The 17,449-nt window shown below is 42.4% G+C and carries 16 protein-coding genes; 8 read left to right on the top strand and 8 right to left on the bottom strand.

Features of this window, described 5'->3' with window-relative positions:
- Window positions 1-130: 130 nt before the first annotated feature.
- The 8 genes from ACO06Y_RS08165 to ACO06Y_RS08200 form a co-directional block, all read right to left on the bottom strand.
- Window positions 131-847, bottom strand: coding sequence for a hypothetical protein (locus tag ACO06Y_RS08165; protein ID WP_422083349.1), 717 nt, complete (start codon window positions 845-847; stop codon window positions 131-133).
- Window positions 844-2,820, bottom strand: a complete 1,977-nt coding sequence (locus tag ACO06Y_RS08170; RefSeq protein ID WP_422083350.1) for a M64 family metallopeptidase — start codon at window positions 2,818-2,820, stop codon at window positions 844-846. Before ACO06Y_RS08170 ends, ACO06Y_RS08165 begins: the two co-directional genes overlap by 4 nt.
- A gap of 2 nt (window positions 2,821-2,822) precedes the next feature.
- Window positions 2,823-3,185 (bottom strand): hypothetical protein, encoded by a 363-nt coding sequence (locus ACO06Y_RS08175; RefSeq protein ID WP_422083351.1) that lies wholly within the window; start codon window positions 3,183-3,185, stop codon window positions 2,823-2,825.
- A 403-nt stretch (window positions 3,186-3,588) separates the two neighbouring features.
- Complete coding sequence (locus ACO06Y_RS08180) at window positions 3,589-5,073, bottom strand: cellulose synthase family protein (RefSeq protein WP_422083352.1); 1,485 nt, start codon at window positions 5,071-5,073, stop codon at window positions 3,589-3,591.
- A 1-nt stretch (window position 5,074) separates the two neighbouring features.
- Window positions 5,075-5,764, bottom strand: coding sequence for a glycosyltransferase family 2 protein (locus ACO06Y_RS08185; protein WP_422083353.1), 690 nt, complete (start codon window positions 5,762-5,764; stop codon window positions 5,075-5,077).
- A complete protein-coding gene (locus ACO06Y_RS08190; protein WP_422083354.1) occupies window positions 5,764-6,249 on the bottom strand; it encodes a toxin-antitoxin system YwqK family antitoxin in 486 nt (161 codons plus the stop codon). The genes ACO06Y_RS08185 and ACO06Y_RS08190 overlap by 1 nt, the downstream gene beginning before the upstream one ends.
- Window positions 6,250-6,256: 7 nt before the next feature.
- On the bottom strand, window positions 6,257-7,840 hold the full coding sequence (locus ACO06Y_RS08195; RefSeq protein ID WP_422083355.1) for a 4Fe-4S binding protein: 1,584 nt from the start codon (window positions 7,838-7,840) through the stop codon (window positions 6,257-6,259).
- A gap of 74 nt (window positions 7,841-7,914) precedes the next feature.
- A complete protein-coding gene (locus ACO06Y_RS08200; RefSeq protein ID WP_422083356.1) occupies window positions 7,915-9,261 on the bottom strand; it encodes an NAD(P)/FAD-dependent oxidoreductase in 1,347 nt (448 codons plus the stop codon).
- 236 nt (window positions 9,262-9,497) lie between these two features.
- Between ACO06Y_RS08200 and ACO06Y_RS08205 the strand changes: the two genes are divergently transcribed.
- From ACO06Y_RS08205 to ACO06Y_RS08240, 8 genes are all read left to right on the top strand, one after another.
- Window positions 9,498-10,214 (top strand): DUF547 domain-containing protein, encoded by a 717-nt coding sequence (locus tag ACO06Y_RS08205; protein WP_422083357.1) that lies wholly within the window; start codon window positions 9,498-9,500, stop codon window positions 10,212-10,214.
- A gap of 84 nt (window positions 10,215-10,298) precedes the next feature.
- A complete protein-coding gene (locus ACO06Y_RS08210; RefSeq protein WP_422083358.1) occupies window positions 10,299-11,171 on the top strand; it encodes a hypothetical protein in 873 nt (290 codons plus the stop codon).
- A 50-nt stretch (window positions 11,172-11,221) separates the two neighbouring features.
- On the top strand, window positions 11,222-12,223 hold the full coding sequence (locus tag ACO06Y_RS08215) for a glycoside hydrolase family 113 (protein WP_422083359.1): 1,002 nt from the start codon (window positions 11,222-11,224) through the stop codon (window positions 12,221-12,223).
- 2 nt (window positions 12,224-12,225) lie between these two features.
- A complete protein-coding gene (locus ACO06Y_RS08220; protein WP_422083360.1) occupies window positions 12,226-12,957 on the top strand; it encodes a hypothetical protein in 732 nt (243 codons plus the stop codon).
- Window positions 12,958-12,969: 12 nt separating this feature from the next.
- The gene (locus ACO06Y_RS08225; RefSeq protein ID WP_422083361.1) at window positions 12,970-14,232 is read left to right on the top strand and encodes a POTRA domain-containing protein; all 1,263 of its coding nucleotides are present in this window, start codon (window positions 12,970-12,972) and stop codon (window positions 14,230-14,232) included.
- A gap of 142 nt (window positions 14,233-14,374) precedes the next feature.
- On the top strand, window positions 14,375-15,466 hold the full coding sequence (locus ACO06Y_RS08230) for a sensor histidine kinase (protein ID WP_422083362.1): 1,092 nt from the start codon (window positions 14,375-14,377) through the stop codon (window positions 15,464-15,466).
- 5 nt (window positions 15,467-15,471) lie between these two features.
- Entirely contained in the window at window positions 15,472-16,794 is a 1,323-nt protein-coding gene (locus ACO06Y_RS08235) for a sigma-54-dependent transcriptional regulator (RefSeq protein ID WP_422083363.1), read from the top strand.
- Between the two features lie 212 nt (window positions 16,795-17,006).
- Window positions 17,007-17,435, top strand: coding sequence for a GreA/GreB family elongation factor (locus tag ACO06Y_RS08240; protein ID WP_422083364.1), 429 nt, complete (start codon window positions 17,007-17,009; stop codon window positions 17,433-17,435).
- Window positions 17,436-17,449: the final 14 nt, after the last annotated feature.

The following is a 17,449-nucleotide window of genomic DNA, read 5'->3' on the forward strand; positions in this document are numbered from 1 at the left end:
TAAGGGAACTTACCGCTACTCTAAATGTCACTTGGCTTATAAAATTGTAAGGCCACTACATACAATTCCAAGAGTTAAGATATTAACCGGGTTTATCCCGTTGATCCTGGGAAAGTTATGTGCAAATGAGTCAATTATGTTCGAAGACGGGAGAGTCGGTAGTAGTTTCGCTGGCGCCGTCACTGACGGTAATAACAAGGTAATATTTAGCTCCTGGAACACTATCGGTAATATCAATGGAAGGTTCCTCCAAATTCAAATAGGAATCGATTTCCAAATCGTTTTCAAAAACTTTTACATCAAAAGTCAAGACATCGTTGTCTTCATCTGCTGCTTCCCACTCAACGGTCAGGATTTCGTTTGAGGGATTGGTATAAAAACTGATGTTATGGGCCGGATAGGGGACATGATTTCCCAAACCTTCACCTCTTGTGTAAAAACTCCATTGCACGGATTTTTTGATTTTATCCTTGTTAATGGCGGTTACACTCCATTGGTATAAGGTTCCCTTGGTCAGTGCCATATCGGTATTGGTATTTGCTGTCGTTATGTGGGTGACTTCTTCACCTGTTTTGGAATCGATTACCGATACATCGTATTCCGTTGCATGTAATGAGTCTTCCCATTTGGCATTGATCAGTAACTGGGTAGGTTCGTCCGCCACTAAAGCCCCTTCTAAACAGACTTCATTGTTATGTGGGAACAGTAGGGAAAAACTAGCGGGCTCCTCTGTTCCCTGGGAGGGCTCCGGTTCCATACCATCGTCCGAACCACTACCTTTGGAAGAACAGGAAACAATAATGAGAACAATAAATGCCCAAGGTGTTTTTTTTAGGTAATCCTTCATCGTTTAATAATTTTTAGAATTTCTTTTTCACGATTCAAAAAATGGATATAGTATGCACCACCAGTCAATTCCCTTATGTCCACATAGCTATTTTGGGCATCGATTTTTGCTTCCTTGACCATGGCACCGGTAGCTGAAAAAATTTGTATTTTACCCATATAGCCATGACTTAGATAAAAACCTTCCTCAACAGGGTTAGGGTATGCCTTGATTTGCTCTAGGACTACCTGGTCCTTAAATTGGGATTGACACTTCAACCCTTTAATGGTAAAGGAGTTCAGTCCTTTTTTCAATGGAATGGAAATATCAGTTTCTTCGGTGCTTCCTGCCTTGTAGACATATTTCTGTTGGTTCACGGTAACCGTATAGGACAAACTTCCCGAAACCTTATAGGTAACCGTTTTGGACACATTGTTGATTTCCTTTAGGCTTGCCGAAATATCTACTGCTTCACCTACCACGACTTTATCGAATGTCTTTGAATAGCCGTTATCCAAACTAATAATTATGCTATAGTCGCCCGGGACCAGATTTCCAATGGATAATTTTGAATCTTCAGATAACTGATTTTCGTATTCCTCTGTTCTCCCATTGCCGATCAGTTGGACATCAAAAACATAGTTGGCGGTACTTTCTGTAGCCGTAATTTCAATGCTTCCATCATTTCTACCGGCACATGCCGGAGTCTCCGTGTAGATTTTGAAGGCATCAAAAGAAAATACTTCGCAACCCTTCATATCTACTTCTTGTCCCAAGGCCGTATTAGGACATTCATCACTTTCGTTTGCCACCCCGTCATTGTCGTCATCGTTAAGTTCGGGGTCGGGATCAGGTCCTGGATTGGGATCCGGGTCGGGTTGCGTATTGTGAATGATCCATGAAACCGTATGGGTTTCGTAGTCCTCCCCGGTATCAACTTTTATCAATGGGGTGGCATCCTGAACCAATAATTTCAATTCGTTGACCCCGGGTATAAGATCATCCTTCTCAATTAAAATAGAATTTGCGTTCCCATCAAAATCCACATTGTTGAGTACCCACCTCTTATTTAGGGTATTGGGTATGGGGTCTACCAAGGACGCTTCAAATTCAAGAGGGAAAACAGGGTCGTTTATGGTATTGTTTGCTGGTTTATAGGTATCTATTGGGGAAGTTTTCGCATGGATTTTTTTTACGAAAGCCTCAGAGCATACCGCACAAAATGGATTGCTTGAAACCCTCATCTTGCAGTTTTCATGTGGGCGGTACCATTGGGCGGAGTTCCCTCCACAGCAATGTTGGTAGATACCTATTCCTGCGACATTGTACCAATTTTTCCATTTTACATTTGCCGGATTGGTTTCCCTGGTCATATTGATTCTTTCGGAGGCACGATAATCACCGGCATAATACTCGTCTGCTAGATTGGCAAAAGAATGACCTAGTTCGTGTAGAGCTATTTGGGCCGAGTATTGATGGGTAGATGCAATGGCAATTCCTCCACCTCCGCCGCCGCCATAATGCGGTGAATTGACCAAGACCACGACCTGGTCGTAGAAGGGTAAATTGTAAGCCAAAACCGTGTGGAGGACATGGATTTTGGTCGGCACCAATAATCTGTGGGAACCATAGGTATCAAAAGACGAACCAAAATAATTATCTACAAACTTCACGGGATGTGCAGGTTCCGCTACATCAGTCGCTGTACCTGGATGACTGGCCCCACTCTCGTTGGAAGGGACTTTAAGAATGGAGATATTGAAGTAATTTTTATATTCCTTAAAGGGAGATTCGTTAAGGAATGCATTTGCAAAAATAGTGGCATCAATGACAAATGTGCCCATTTCGTGTTCTTGGTATCCGTCGCCCACGATTACAATATTTATCCGTTTAAAGGTATCCCCTGAAGAATGGATATTCTCAACTTCGAAGACTTGTCCTTGCATAAACTGACATCCTAGGAATGCTAGGCCAATAAGAAACGAAATCCTCATGATTAATTGATTTGGGTAGTAATTAAATTGGTGAGGTTCGGAGTTGCATCAGTCATTTGCGAAATGACCACAAATTTGGTTCTTGGATCCAACTGGGCCCTTATCAGAAATTGGGAGCTATCGAGTTCTACAACTTTTCTATGCATTTGACCGGAACCATCAATGTATTCCACATTTTTTCTGAATGGATCCGTGATATAAAAGCTTCGAATAAGCTTTGAGTTTTCGTCGATTTCACTGTACTTGAAATCACCTATTTTGCCCATTTCGCGTTCCGGTACGCTTTCCTTTAATCGGCCTTGGGCGATAATTTTATTGATGAGGCCAATCTCTATCCGGCCATTGTTTTTTTTTCGAAACGCCATAATTTAGAAATAGGATTTGTGGATTCGATGCGACAGTGGTCTCCATTTCCTCTTTTCCCAATGTAGTATTTCTGGTAGCGCATGAGCTTACGAGAACAAAAAGGGAATAGCAGGTCAAGACCAACCAAAAGGTGGGATATTTCATTGGGGGATTTTGTATTATGGGCCAAGGATCTTGGAATCTTTTGCTAGGGCCCTTTAAACTTTTCCGTTAGGAAGGGTTCGGGGAATTATAACGCAGAATATTGACTCTTATTGCCCCAGGCAAGGATACTTGGTAATCCTAGAATATGATTTTATCCCTGATAAATAGGGGTTTTTGTTAATCGTGCTGAACAAGTGGCCTGAGAAAGTATTCTGTAGGAAGGATAAAATCGTACAAGTACAATTTTATATAACGGTTCTATGCCTTGGCCGTAAGCGATTTAAAAAAGACGAATCCGAAGCCCAAAAAGAGCATGAAATGAAACGGGAAAAGCCCAAAATCATTTAAAGGAATTGCACTGTACATACCGAATAGGAAGTAGACCATTAAGGCAAATTCCAAAATCATATTGGGGGATAATTTTTTTGCAAGGTATTTATTGCCCTTCCAGCTATCGGTTATGCTGTTGATGTTAAATTTAGGCGTACGTACAAATTCACTTCGTTTGCCCATATGCCCTTCCAAAACGGCCATGGAGTTGTGCAACGAAAATCCGAGTGCTACGGAAAAGAAGGTGAAGAACAGTTTTATATAGTCCACAAAATTATCGAAGCTACTACCCTGAATGCTTTTGTAGGTAAACCAATAACAAATGAATAGAATTACGGTACTTATTACAAAAAAGCTCAAAATAGCGAACACCCAATCAAACTGGGGGAATATCTCCTTGATATACATTGTGGGAATACTCAATATGGATACCAAAAAAACGCATAGGAACATGGAGCTGTTCAACAAGTGCATTACCCCATGAAATTTAGTCTTTAACGAGATGTTCTTGGCGGAAATAACACTCCAGACGGATTTCCTAAAATTTTCGGCACCACCTTTGTTCCAACGAAACTGTTGCGAACGTGCGGCACTTATTACCACTGGAAGCTCTGCGGGGGTTTCCACATCTTCCAAATATTTGAATTTCCAATTTTTTAATTGGGCGCGATAGCTCAGATCCAAATCCTCCGTTAGAGTATCCCCTTCCCAGTTTCCGGCATCCAAGATACATTCCTTTCGCCAAATACCGGCGGTACCGTTAAAGTTGATGAAATGCCCTTTTGCGTTCCGTCCTACCTGCTCCAAGGTAAAGTGGGCATCCAGGGCAAAGGCCTGTATGCGGGTCAGGGTGGAATAATCTCGGTTAATATGCCCCCAACGGGTCTGTACCACTCCTATTTCCTCATCCTTAAAGTAAACCACGGTTTTTTTGAGCCAATCACTTGAGGGCAGAAAGTCCGCATCGAATATGGCGATAAAATCTCCTTTGGCAATTTTTAATCCTTCCTTTAGCGCACCTGCCTTAAAGCCCTCACGGTTTTTCCGGCGTATGTGTTGTATGTCCAATCCGGTTTCCTGAAGTGCATTTATCCTAGTGGCGGTCTCATTAACGGAATCATCCGTGGAATCATCCAAAACCTGAATTTCGAGCTTACTTTTGGGATATTCGATTTTGGCAATGTTCTCCAACAGGCGTTCAACCACATATTCCTCATTATATATGGGAAGTTGTATGGTCACAAATGGAATCTCCCGGGGATCTAGAAGATTGAATTTTGGGGCTTCCTGGTTCCGCTTTTTATGTCCCAAATAATTGACCAGAAGATTCAATTGGGCCAAGCTATAGAAGAAAATCAATAACAGCGCAATACTGTAAATGGCGATAATGATGTAAGCAATTACTAGTCCCATATTATTTAATGCTATACTTAAATATCCAACCCAATATTTTTACGCCCGCAAATATACTACCTTTTACGGTACCTGACACTTTGGAAATTCCAATTCTTTTCTTGTAACGTACTGGTACTTCGATATATGTCAACTTCTTTTTTAACGCCTTTAGCTGCATTTCCACTGTCCAGCCGTAGGTCTTGTCCTCCATCTCCAGTGTTAATAACTTATCATACTTTATAGCCCTAAACGGCCCAAGATCCGTAAATGTTGCCCTAAAGAGTAATTTCATTAAAAAGGTGGCCAGCCAATTACCGAAAACTTGTTGTGGCGTCATGCTTCCCTCTTCCCTAAGTCGTTTTACCCGCGCACCTATTACAAAATCGATATTTTTTTCTAAAATAGGGGCGACTACCTTATCCAGCTCCTCTGGATAATCGGAATAGTCTCCGTCGATAAATACGATGATGTCCGGTGGTTTGGATTGTTTGGCCACATAATCCATTCCGCATAGACAGGCATAACCATAACCTTTTCGGTTTTCGGACAAGACGATGGCACCTGCTTTTTTTGCATTTTTAATGGTGTCGTCCGTAGAATTGTTGCTGACTACTATGATTTCCGATACGGTATCCGGAATTTCTTCAATTACTTTAGCAATGGAATCGGCCTCGTTAAAGGCGGGGATGATAACCTTAATATCCGTCATTAGCGTAGATCGGAAAGTTTGTTTTCGCGATTAAAACTACTAAAATCGAACCATTCTTTAATTTTTTCACCGTTTTTATACTTTTCCGCTGAGGTCAATTTCTCGTTTTTGTACTTGAGGCAATACCCATTTTTTCTCCCGTTGCTCAACTGGCATTTATGGTTTATTTTTCCTTTTACGTCATAAAATAACCACCAACCGGTCTTCTTTCCATTCTTATAATGGCCCTCCTTTGTTCTGATATTATCTTTACTGTAGAAATACCAATATTTTTCCTTTGTATCATTTTTATAATGCCCTTCTTCGGATAACTTTCCGTTGGCATGGTAAAACTTCCAGTACCCCCTTTTTTTGTCGTTCTCCAACCAGCCTTCTGATTTTAGTTCTCCGGATTCATAATATTCCTTATGATATCGGGCGGTTTTTTCCAGGGGAGTTCCATATATCAAAAAAATGGAACTTAAAATAAGGAGCTTGGTAAACATGATGCCTTTACTTTTGATTGACCAAATCCATCAAATCCACATCGTTCCCCAGTAAAACCTCAGTGGGGTTGATACGGCCCTTCTGTAGTCCGTTTTCCAGCTTTAACACACCCCTGGGACATACTGCGGAGCAAATACCACAGCCTACACAACTGGAGCGTACAATGTTCTCTCCTTTTTGGGCATAGGCACGGACATCAATGCCCATTTCGCAATAGGTAGAGCAATTGCCACAGGAGATGCATTGTCCCCCATTGGTGGTTATCCTAAACCTGGAGAACAATCTTTGCTGAAAGCCCAAAATTGCCGCCATAGGACAACCGAAACGGCACCATACCCGGTTTCCAAAAATGGGGTAGAACCCGGTACCAATAACTCCGGAAAAGATACTTCCTATCAAAAAAGCATAGGTTTTACGAAGGGTTTCGGACTTGAAAAGAAAGATATTTCCATCTCCGCTAAAAAAATGAAGTCCGATCAATGCCATTATGATAACAAAATAACCGATGGCTCCATATTTGGCATCTTTTTGTAATTGTTCCCGTTTAAAGAGCATCACCCATACAAAGACTGCTGTCAATATCAATGCCACCCCTCCCAAGAAAACACTTTTGGTCAACCAATATTTACTAGTATCATTCCCCAGATAGGAATAGATGACTGCAGTGGTCATTAGGGTCACAAAAACGACAACACTGTGTACCACCCAACGCTCTACTTTCCAGGCCATTTTGGACTTATCGCTTAAATGCCGAAAGGAATCTCCGGCAGTCTCCGCCAATCCACCACAACCGCATACCCAAGAGCAGTACCAACGCTTTCCGTATTTAAAGGTCAAAATGGGAGAAATCACAAAAATGGAAAGTATCCCGAAAATAAGCATGGCCATACCAATGTCCCCGGAATCTATAAAGCCGTTTATACGGTACCGCTCAAAGTTATAATAGTTGAGTGGCCACATGTTCTTTAGGTCATAATATGGAATCTTCCCATTGAGCCTTGCCATGATCTCTGGAATGATAAAGGCAAAAGCAGTTTGAAAGAACATAACACTTACCGTTCTGATTATTTCGTAACGATTGTGACGGTATTTCCAGATGAATTTAATACCGAAAGCCAAAATGGCTACCGTGTAAAGTGTTCCGTAAACGAACCATTGACTGGCCGGGTTACCACTCAACAGTTTACTTAAAGGGTCAAACAAGGCGATGACCCCGGTGTTTTCCCCATCCTTTACCAGCCCTAGGTATTGGGGATAAAAATAAAGGACTATGTAAAAGCCCGTTAGGGAAATTCCGGCTATCCAGCCCCAAAGCCCCCTACTTGAGACCGATTTAAACCATACGCCATCATTTTTAATGCCTTTGAGCTTATTGGCATACGCCGCCTGGGAAAACCAAAACACCCCAATAAAAATTGCGGACAGGGATATGGTCAACCATAATCCTTTATTTGGAAAATCTATATTGAATAGGGTAAGTACAAGAATGCCCAATCCGGACATTCCCAAAAGAGTAGCCAATTTTTGGCCCCTGTTCAGTGCCTCGGGCGGTTGTCCCGTGAGGGCCATACTTTTATCGTAAGTGCTCATATGTTGTTACTAATTTATGGTTGGCAATTTTTGAAAAGGATTGGCTTAACTGGCCAATCGTTCATCAAAAACAATCAACCCATCGCGAATATTCGTTTTAAACTTTTCTTTTTTGATGCTATTGATTTTCCAAAATCCGAATTGAACTTGGACGTTATTTCCTGTTCATAGTGGGCATAAAATTCAGGGTCAAAATTGGCATCGGCTAAATGTTCTATCACGTAATCCACGTTACGTTTTTCGGTGAGCCATCTATCAAAAATCTCATGCCGTAGGCGAATCCCGAAGGTATTGATGCCCAAAAAAAGTCCGGTTTCCTTATGAAAGGCAATAGTGATGCAAATTTTCTCCTGGGGATGTCTCCAATGAAAATGCTGTTCATATTCTTTCATTCCCCGTTCACTAAATACCCAACCATAAGTCTGATATTCAATGTCCAGAAATTTAGCGGAATTGAACCAATGTCCGGGACTGTACTGCGTTTTGTTGCCACAAATGGTCTGGGCCACGGTTTCCCCCATCATCCGTCCCGTATACCAAACGGCCTCTATAGGTCTCCGGTTCCCAATGGCCTCATGCTGTTCGGCACAATCCCCGATGGCGTAGATATCCGGGATATTGGTCTCCAAATGGCGATTGACCTTTACACCCCTGCCCAATTCAATTCCGGAATCCCTTAAAAAATCGATATTGGGGGATACCCCCGCAGTGAGTCCTACCAAATTACATTCTATGGTATTTCCCTTGTCCGTGGTAACGGCCCGGGCATGCCCATTTTCGTCCGCCAGTATCTCGACCAGGTTGGTCTCCAAACGCAGATCAATATGATGTTCCGCTATATGTTCATTGAGCATTTGGGATTCCCCTTCCGGAAGCACCCCGTTCCAAAAACTGGTTTCCCTAACCAGAAAAGTAACGGGAATATCCCGTGAGCGAAGCATTTCGGCCAATTCAATTCCGATTAGGCCCCCACCAACGATTACGGCGCGTTTGCAAACCTCCTTATTCGGTGCGCTCACTTCCAACGCATCCAAATCTTGTTTGGAATACAGTCCTTGGACGCCTTTTAAGTCCTGCCCCGGCCAGCCAAATTTATTGGGCTTGGATCCTGTGGCGATGATAAGTTTGTCATAAGCGATGTTCCCTCCATTTTCTAGTATAAGGTTCTTGCTTGCATGATCTACCTTTTCTACATAACCTTTTACCAGATGTATCCGATTCTTCTCCCAAAACCAATTTTCATAGGGTTGGGTATGCTCAAACTTCATATGGCCCATATATACATACATGAGCGCGGTGCGTGAAAAGAAATAATCCGTTTCCGTAGAAACTATGGTGATTTTTTTATCCGAGTTTTTTCGAATATGCCTTGCAGCTGTAACACCGGAGATTCCGTTGCCAATAATTACAATATGCTCCATAGGATTGTATTGGATTTGCGAGTTAGGTCGTTTCTAAAAATAATAACTTAATCGGTAGTATTAATTTAGAAAGAGTTTAAATACGAATCCCATTTGTAAGGATAGGATGGCCATTCCGAACGTACAAGCCTTTGTGATTCAAATCCTTAAATAAATCATAAAATTTAATGTTCTTTGTAGGGATGTTAAAAACGCACCGACCTAAGCGCCAACATTACATTAACAAAATTAATCCTATGAAACGCTCCATCTTAACATTGATTTTTACATTTTCAGCAGTTGTGGCCCAGGCCCAGGCCGGCACAGCTTTTTTTTCCGAGGCCGATGTATTTTTCAAGGAATATGTACGGAATGGAAGAGTAGATTATAAAGCACTTAAAAAAGACCCTTCACAACTTGACTCCTTAATAAAAATGGCCGAAGGGATTTCCATTTCCAAGGACCAGTCCGATATTTATCAGGCCTTTTGGATCAATGGATACAATTTGCACGTCATTAAAGGTATTGTTGAAAATTATCCACTGAAATCGCCTTTGGATATTCCCGGTTTTTTTGATAAAACCGAACGCAACATAGGAGGTAAGAGTATTACGCTGAATGATATGGAGAACAAACTATTACGAGGCAACTTTCCCTCGGAGCCGCGTTTTCACTTCGTCCTGGTATGTGCCGGCTTGGGGTGTCCTCCCATCATTAATGAGGCGTATTCGCCTTCGAAGTTGGACACCCAATTGGAGCAACAGACCAAGAAAGCTTTGAACGATCCCAATTTTATTAGGATAAACAAGAATAGGGTCAAGGTATCCCAGATTTTTGAATGGTATAAGGGAGACTTTACCCAAAATGGACAAAAGCTTTCGGATTTCATCAATATCTATCGGATGGAAAAGCTGCCGGAGAAGGTAAAAATATCCTACTATCCCTATGATTGGACATTGAACGAAATTCAATAAATACTATCCATCAATTTATAGATGTAAACAAGCGGATAACGATCCGCCCATAAATAACTATTCCATAAATTAAAGACAATTGTTATGAAATCAATTAAAAAATATGTTTTCCTATTCGCATCGGCCACCATCTCCTTGGCGACATTTGCCCAGGACGATCCACCGCAACAGAGCAATATTCAGCAATATACCCCTTCAAAATTGATAGGCAAGGGACAATGGGACCTTAAGTGGTTCAATAATCTCTATACAGAGACAGAAGATACATTTACAGGGGACATCCCCAGAAATACTTTCTTTACCTCTACCTTGGAAGTGTATACCGGTGTTGGTCAGAATAAAAGATGGAATGTTGGGGCCATATTTGAATTCCGTTCCAATGTTGTTGGAGGCCGGGGGGCTTTGGAAGTCTTTCAATTTGACGGGGAGGAAGGTTCGGCACGTTCCGGGTTTACCTCCATCGCCCCCTCGGTAAAATTCGTGCCTATAGCTTCGGTCAGTAATTTCAGTATCCAAAGCTCTTTTTTCATTCCCTTGGTGGACAATGAAGTGGAAAATGGGGTGTTCTTGGACCAAAATGGATTCATATGGCAAAACCGCTTGTTTTATGACCATACCTTTCCCGGAGACAAATGGCAGATTTTTTCCGAGATTAATTCCGAACTCAACTTTGGTGATGCCGATAAAAGTTTTGCCAATAATAGCCTAAGGCTTACCCCTGGCGTTTTCCTGAGTTATTTTCCAAGCAGTAAATTTACGGTTCTTGTTTTGGCCCAGCACTCGCAGTTGTTGAATTTGGGGAGTGATTTTTCGCAGGACTTTACGGCTTTGGGTGGTGGTGCCAAATACCAATTGACCAAAGAATTGAACGTTGAATTCTTGTACACCAACTTTGTCAGGGGTTCGGATACGGGTCTGGGAGAGACTTTTAACATAGGATTACGGGCTATTTTCTAAGCACCATTCCCGTAAATGCCTTATTTTAGAGGTCTTATTGCCATCTTTTGATGAAAAAGTTAGGACTTCTTTTTTTATGCCTTCTCCAGTTTTCCTGTTCGAGCCAGATCAAGAAAAAAATAAATGGGGTAAGTTTTGTGGCCTCTAGGGAAGAGGTGGCCCAAGAACATGTGGAAGAAGTACTAAAGGTTCATGCCAATCATGCTGCTGTTATGCCATTTGCGTTTACTCGTAATATACATTCGCCCGAAGTGATTTTTGATACGGATCGGCAATGGTACGGAGAGACAAAGCTGGGAGCCAAACAATATATCGGGTTGTTGAAAAAGAATGGGGTAAGGATAATGCTCAAGCCTCAAATCTGGATTTGGCGTGGGGAGTATACCGGTACTTTGCAGATGAAATCCGAGGAAGATTGGAAAACATTGGAGGCGTCCTATAAAAAATTTATCCTTAGCTATGCCAAGTTGGCCGAGGAGACCCAAGTATCCATTTTTTGTATTGGAACGGAGTTGGAGCAATTCGTAAAAAATCGGCCGGAGTATTGGAAAAGGCTGATAGGCGAAATCAGAAAGGAATATTCCGGAAAACTCACCTACGCCGCCAATTGGGATGAATATCCAAGAGTCCCTTTTTGGGAGCAATTGGATTACATAGGTATTGATGCCTATTTTCCGCTTTCAGAAGAAAAATCCCCTACCATTGAACAGTTGAAAAAGGGGTGGCAAAAGTGGAAAACAGCCATCTCAACGCTAGCGGATCAAAAGCAAAAACCTGTTTTGTTTACGGAGTATGGATATCGTAGTATGGACTATACGGCCAAAAAACCTTGGTTGGTGGACCATAATGAGGAAAAGGTCAACTTGCAGGCCCAGGTAAATGCTACCAAGGCCATTTTTGAGGAGTTTTGGGACGAGGATTGGTTTGCCGGGGGTTATGTATGGAAATGGTTCATTAGGCACAAGGAAGTGGGTGGAGGTAAGGACAACCGCTTTACGCCACAGAACAAGCCGGCTCAGGACATCATCAGTGCCCATTATAAAATGTATTGATTTTGAAAGCGTTCCCCATTTTATTTGTGTTGCTATTATACGGTTGTTCCGTAGATCAGGAGGTATTCAATGGAACCCTAAGGGCCGCTGTGAGGGATCGGGAAATTGTTTTGGATAATGTGATCGCCTGTGCCGCCAGTAGCCAAAATGACGATTTGACCCATGTATTTCTATATCCCAGACCAGGCGCCACGGATATTCGGTATTTTGAAACTACCTCTTTAGGGGCGGATAAAAATAATTTTGCTGAATATGAAGAAGTCCGGGCAAGTCCAAAAGACGTGTTCAACGGGTATTTAAAACGAATAGATGCCCAGGTAGAAGAAGGTAAATGGGTCATTGTTTCCTTCGAGGAAGATGGAAGGATGCATCTTTGCAATCCCATTCGAATCAAAAGTGTTTCCCGACCCACCGAGTATTTGCCGGGAAATGTACAGATAGAGGATTTGGATTCGGTAACACCAAGATTTTCATGGACGGACGGTAGCTATGATGATACGATTATTTATTTTCAAGTAGTTTCTACCGAAAATAATGATCTCTTGTCCGGTACCTATACCCAAGAAAAAATATTTCGCTATTACGATAAGGAAAATGTAACTTTGAACATCACCCGGAGCGACCCCCCGGATCTAATTATGGGCGATTCGTATGGATTTACCTTAATGGGGGTTAGCGAGGATAATTGGGTAAATCTCTTTTCCGAGGTGTCCTTTATGATACAGGAAAATTAAAAGCGACCTTTTATGAGACTACTCGGTGCGATCTGCTTTTTTCTTCTTGGACTACATGCTTTTTCGCAGACCACCATAGTAAAAATAGAAATTCAAGGCACCAAAAAGACAAAACCCGCTTTTCTTAAAAAATTGCTCCAGATACAGGAGGGGCAGGAATTGGATTCCGTAGTCATCGAAAAGGACATACAACGCTTAAAAAGGTTACCCTCCGTTTCCCATGCCGATTTTGAAGTAATACTAGCCGAGAATAGCCAGTGCGACCTACGTTTTAATATTGTAGAGAATTTTACCCTTATCCCCTTTGCCAACTTTTATAGTACGGTAAACGACGAGTTGGCTTTTCGGTTGGGACTACAGGAGTTCAATCTTTTGGGGCGTAACATTACCTTGGGAGTCTTTTATCAACGGGATGTCTTTAATTCCTATGGAGTAAACCTTCGGGCACCCAATCTGTTCGGGAAACGTACAGGGGTTTCCCTGACCTATCAGGATTTTACCACGCGGGAACCGGTTTTTTTATCCGAGGGTACTGCGGATTATCGGTACAACAACAGGGCTTTTGAGGCTTTGCTCCTACACGAGTTTAATTTTAAGAACCGTATTGAAGTAGGAATGAATTTCTTTACGGAAGATTACAGTTATATTACGGGGGCCACGTCGTCCGATGTGCCACAAGAACTGGTCGTGGATAAATATTTATACAAGCTTATCTACAATTTTGATGCCCTACGCTACTACTATCAATACATAAGCGGATTTCGCAGTATACTTAACTTTCAATACGTTCGTAGCCAAGATCAGCGCCTGCCCGGGTTTTGGATCGGCTTCAATGACTTTATGTTCTTTAAGCGTGTGGGAAAGAGAGGTAATTGGGCCAATAGGTTACGTTTGGGAATTTCCGATAATGTTGAAACTCCCTTTGCCCCTTTTGCCTTGGATAATAACCTGAATATTCGTGGTGTGGGGATCCTTATAGATCGCGGTACAGGAGCCATCGTATTGAATACGGAATTTAGGCATACCTTGGTAGAAAAGGATTGGTTTGTACTGCAGGGCAATGTTTTTGTGGATAGTGGTTCCTGGCGTTTACCAGGAGGTAGTTTTTCCGACTTTATTGATTACGACAATGTTCGGGTTTATCCCGGAGTAGGGCTTCGATTTATCCATAAGCGTATTTTCAATGCTATTTTTAGGATTGATTATGGGTTCGGACTTATTACCAACGATTCTTCCAGTGGAGGCATTGTATTTGGAATTGGGCAGTATTTTTAAGTGGTACTATCAAGGGGATTCTTGATGGTTCGTTGTATGGAACCGCTGTTACTCAATTTCCGTTTCAAGATTTGATTTCATTCATTCTCGATTATGTCGCGATGATTCCATAAATCAGTAATTTGCTAAAAATTTGAAGAGCTTGCACACTGCTGAACAAAAATTAAAGGAACGCATCAAGGAACTCACCTGTCTGTACGAGGTGACTTCCTTAATCGTCAATTGTGATTATGACAATGTAAAAACCGCCTTGAAGGGAATTGTACAATGTCTGGAACGAGCTTGGCAATTTGAAAAGGAGACCTATGTAGTACTGCAGACTTCCGGATATAGTATTAAGACGGCGGAAAAAGGCGAGGATTATGTTTTTTTGGAATCCCCCATCACTATATTCAATAAGCCCAAGGGAAGTATCAAAGTGGGCTATCCCGCTCCCAAACATGTACTGGCCGATTTTTTGGAAGAGGAACAGCAACTGTTGGACAATGTCTGTTTGGAGGTGGGTAATCTGTTGGAACGCAAGGAAATAAGGGAAAACGAGGCTCGTATTCGAAGACAGGTGGAACAATCGGACCGCTTGCGCATCTTAGGTGAGATTACGGCGGGCATCGCCCATGAACTCAATACACCCCTTGCCAATATTTTGGGTTTCACCGAACTTTTGAAGGACAGGGTTCAAAGGGATGCTCAGGCAGCAAAGGACTTGGACAAGATTATTACCAACACCATTTTTTCAAGGGAAGTGGTCAAAAAACTTATGTTCTTTGCCTGTGAGATGCCTCAGGAAAAGGAAACCGTGGACATCGTGGCAATTATAGAAGATGCCATTGCGTTGATGCGGACTACACTTCGACAAAGTGAGGTTACTTGCGAATTGATTACTGCCAAAAGACCCATACCACTCCGAATCGACAAGATTCAATTAACACAGGTAGTTTTCAATCTCGTGGTCAATGCCGTTTATTTCTCTCCACCCAAGAGCACCATAGTTGTAAATATATTGGACGAAAAAGATAAGGTAATCCTGAAAATTACCGATGAAGGCTCCGGTATTTCCAAAGAAACGGCACAACATATCTTTGACCCTTTCTATACCACCAAGCCGATCGGGGAAGGTTCCGGATTGGGGCTAAGTGTAGTGCACGGTATCGTACAAAGCCATCAGGGTATGATTTACCATGAGCCCAATGAACCGTCGGGCACCATATTTTTCATAGAATTCCCGAAAAAATAAAAGTATTGCTTAGAAAGGAGAACATATTATTGGTAGATGATGACATCCAAATATTGGAATTGCTGCAAAGGCACCTTAAATCTATGGACTATCATACCTATAAGGCCGTATCCGTAAAAGAGGCGCTCCATATTTTGAAGGATACCGAAATCGATCTGTTGATTACCGACATTAACATGCCCGAGGTCGATGGCATCCAATTGATAAAATACGCTGCGGAACACCATCCCGATATGTCCAAACTGGTGGTCACGGGCTTTCCATCCGTGGAGGACGCGTTAAGCGTTATCAAGTCCGGTGCAACGGACTACCTTACAAAGCCGTTTACCAAAATGGAACTGGCCGAGGCGGTCAAAAAATCCTTGAAAAGCGGAATGTCCAAAAGGACTATACTATCATCAAAAAACACGCTTATTACGAATGGCTATGCCGATATGATAGGAAAATCGGAGGCATTTCAAAAAGTTACCGAGGTCATCGATAGGGTAAAGGATAACAGGGCCACTGTTCTAGTACGAGGTGAGAGCGGAACAGGGAAAGAGCTGGTGGCCCGCGCCATACACTATTCCGGCAAGTTTGCACGTGCCCCTTTTATTGCCGTGAATTGTGGGGCCATCCCGGAAAACCTTCTGGAAGCGGAACTCTTTGGCTATACCAAGGGGGCTTTTACCGGTGCCAATGAAAACCGCCAAGGGTTTTTTCAAGCGGCTAACCAAGGGACTATTTTTTTAGATGAGATCGGCAATGCTTCCCTGGTTGTCCAAAGTAAGCTACTGCGGGTCTTGCAAGAAAAAGAAGTGACCAAGGTAGGTTCACAACGATCGGAAAAGGTCGAGGTACGCGTCATAGCCGCCACCAATAGCGATCTGGATGAGCTCATAGCAAAAAAGATTTTTAGGGAAGACCTTTATTATCGACTTACCGTGGTTTCCATCAACGTTCCTCCATTGCGCGACCGACCAACCGATATTCCCCTTTTAATAGAAAGGTTTCTTCGGAAATATGGTATGGAATACAAAGACCGTTTGGTCCGCATAACACCAGATGCCCTTGGAGTGCTCGAACGGTATCTATGGCCGGGCAACATCCGTGAACTTGAGAATGTAGTGCAACGTGCCGTTATAATGTGCGATGGGGAAATTAAGTTGCAGCATTTACCCAACGAATTAAAATATCAAATTGACTTTCCTAAAAAAGGATTCCCGACGCTTCAAGAAAAGGAAAAGGAGTACATTCAACAAGTGCTTGCATCTACGGGAGGCAATAAGACAAAAGCTGCCGAAATCTTGGGTGTTGACCGCAAGACCCTCCGTGGAAAATTAAAATAATCACTGGGGAAGAATTCCTCGACCGGGGAAAAATTCCCCGATTCCTTTCCTTGTCCTATTATTTTGAAAGACCTCTTTATTTCTAATTATCAGTGACTTATACTTCTTTTCGTACAGGAGTCACTATCAATGGCATACCCTTTGCCCATATAGTGCAAAATCAATTTCAGGAGATTGTCCATACCCTACATCAGTAGAACAAAAACACAGGAATGAAATACGGAGGTATGATATTGGAAAAAAAGGAATACTTGACCCTTAAGCGGATACTGAACTTCCACAAGCACTATGAGGATTATGCACATAAGGATGCCTTGGAACGACTCAAGGAAAGTATAGATGATGCCTTGGTAAAGGATGAGGAAGAAGTGCCCAGCGATGTTGTCCGCTTGTACTCTCGGGTAACCCTGAGTTCTGAGGAAGGGGGAAGCCGAATTCTTCGACTAGTGCCGCCGTCGGAAGAAAACACCATGGGAAAGAGAATATCTGTAATCAGTACGTTAGGAGCGAACCTCATAGGGCTAGCTGCCGGGGATACCCTCCAAATGGAAATCCCATCGGATACAAAATCACTAAAAATCACCAAAGTGGAAAAGCCCCACCAGAGATTGTCCGATTCGTTTTCGGGGTTGGATTTTTAAAAGGCGCACTTGAT

This window comes from Ulvibacterium sp. (assembly GCF_965228935.1).
Classification (GTDB): Bacteria; Bacteroidota; Bacteroidia; order Flavobacteriales; family Flavobacteriaceae; genus Ulvibacterium.

What these genes read in the sequence shown, in the direction of transcription:
- ACO06Y_RS08190 (WP_422083354.1), bottom strand. Translation starts at nt 6,249, where the DNA reads ATGTTTACCAAGCTCCTTATTTTAAGTTCCATTTTTTTGATATATGGA.
- ACO06Y_RS08240 (WP_422083364.1), top strand. Translation starts at nt 17,007, where the DNA reads ATGAAATACGGAGGTATGATATTGGAAAAAAAGGAATACTTGACCCTT.
- ACO06Y_RS08225 (WP_422083361.1), top strand. Translation starts at nt 12,970, where the DNA reads ATGAGACTACTCGGTGCGATCTGCTTTTTTCTTCTTGGACTACATGCT.
- ACO06Y_RS08165 (WP_422083349.1), bottom strand. Translation starts at nt 847, where the DNA reads ATGAAGGATTACCTAAAAAAAACACCTTGGGCATTTATTGTTCTCATT.
- ACO06Y_RS08170 (WP_422083350.1), bottom strand. Translation starts at nt 2,820, where the DNA reads ATGAGGATTTCGTTTCTTATTGGCCTAGCATTCCTAGGATGTCAGTTT.
- ACO06Y_RS08205 (WP_422083357.1), top strand. Translation starts at nt 9,498, where the DNA reads ATGAAACGCTCCATCTTAACATTGATTTTTACATTTTCAGCAGTTGTG.
- ACO06Y_RS08195 (WP_422083355.1), bottom strand. Translation starts at nt 7,840, where the DNA reads ATGAGCACTTACGATAAAAGTATGGCCCTCACGGGACAACCGCCCGAG.
- ACO06Y_RS08215 (WP_422083359.1), top strand. Translation starts at nt 11,222, where the DNA reads ATGAAAAAGTTAGGACTTCTTTTTTTATGCCTTCTCCAGTTTTCCTGT.
- ACO06Y_RS08175 (WP_422083351.1), bottom strand. Translation starts at nt 3,185, where the DNA reads ATGGCGTTTCGAAAAAAAAACAATGGCCGGATAGAGATTGGCCTCATC.
- ACO06Y_RS08180 (WP_422083352.1), bottom strand. Translation starts at nt 5,073, where the DNA reads ATGGGACTAGTAATTGCTTACATCATTATCGCCATTTACAGTATTGCG.
- ACO06Y_RS08210 (WP_422083358.1), top strand. Translation starts at nt 10,299, where the DNA reads ATGAAATCAATTAAAAAATATGTTTTCCTATTCGCATCGGCCACCATC.
- ACO06Y_RS08185 (WP_422083353.1), bottom strand. Translation starts at nt 5,764, where the DNA reads ATGACGGATATTAAGGTTATCATCCCCGCCTTTAACGAGGCCGATTCC.
- ACO06Y_RS08200 (WP_422083356.1), bottom strand. Translation starts at nt 9,261, where the DNA reads ATGGAGCATATTGTAATTATTGGCAACGGAATCTCCGGTGTTACAGCT.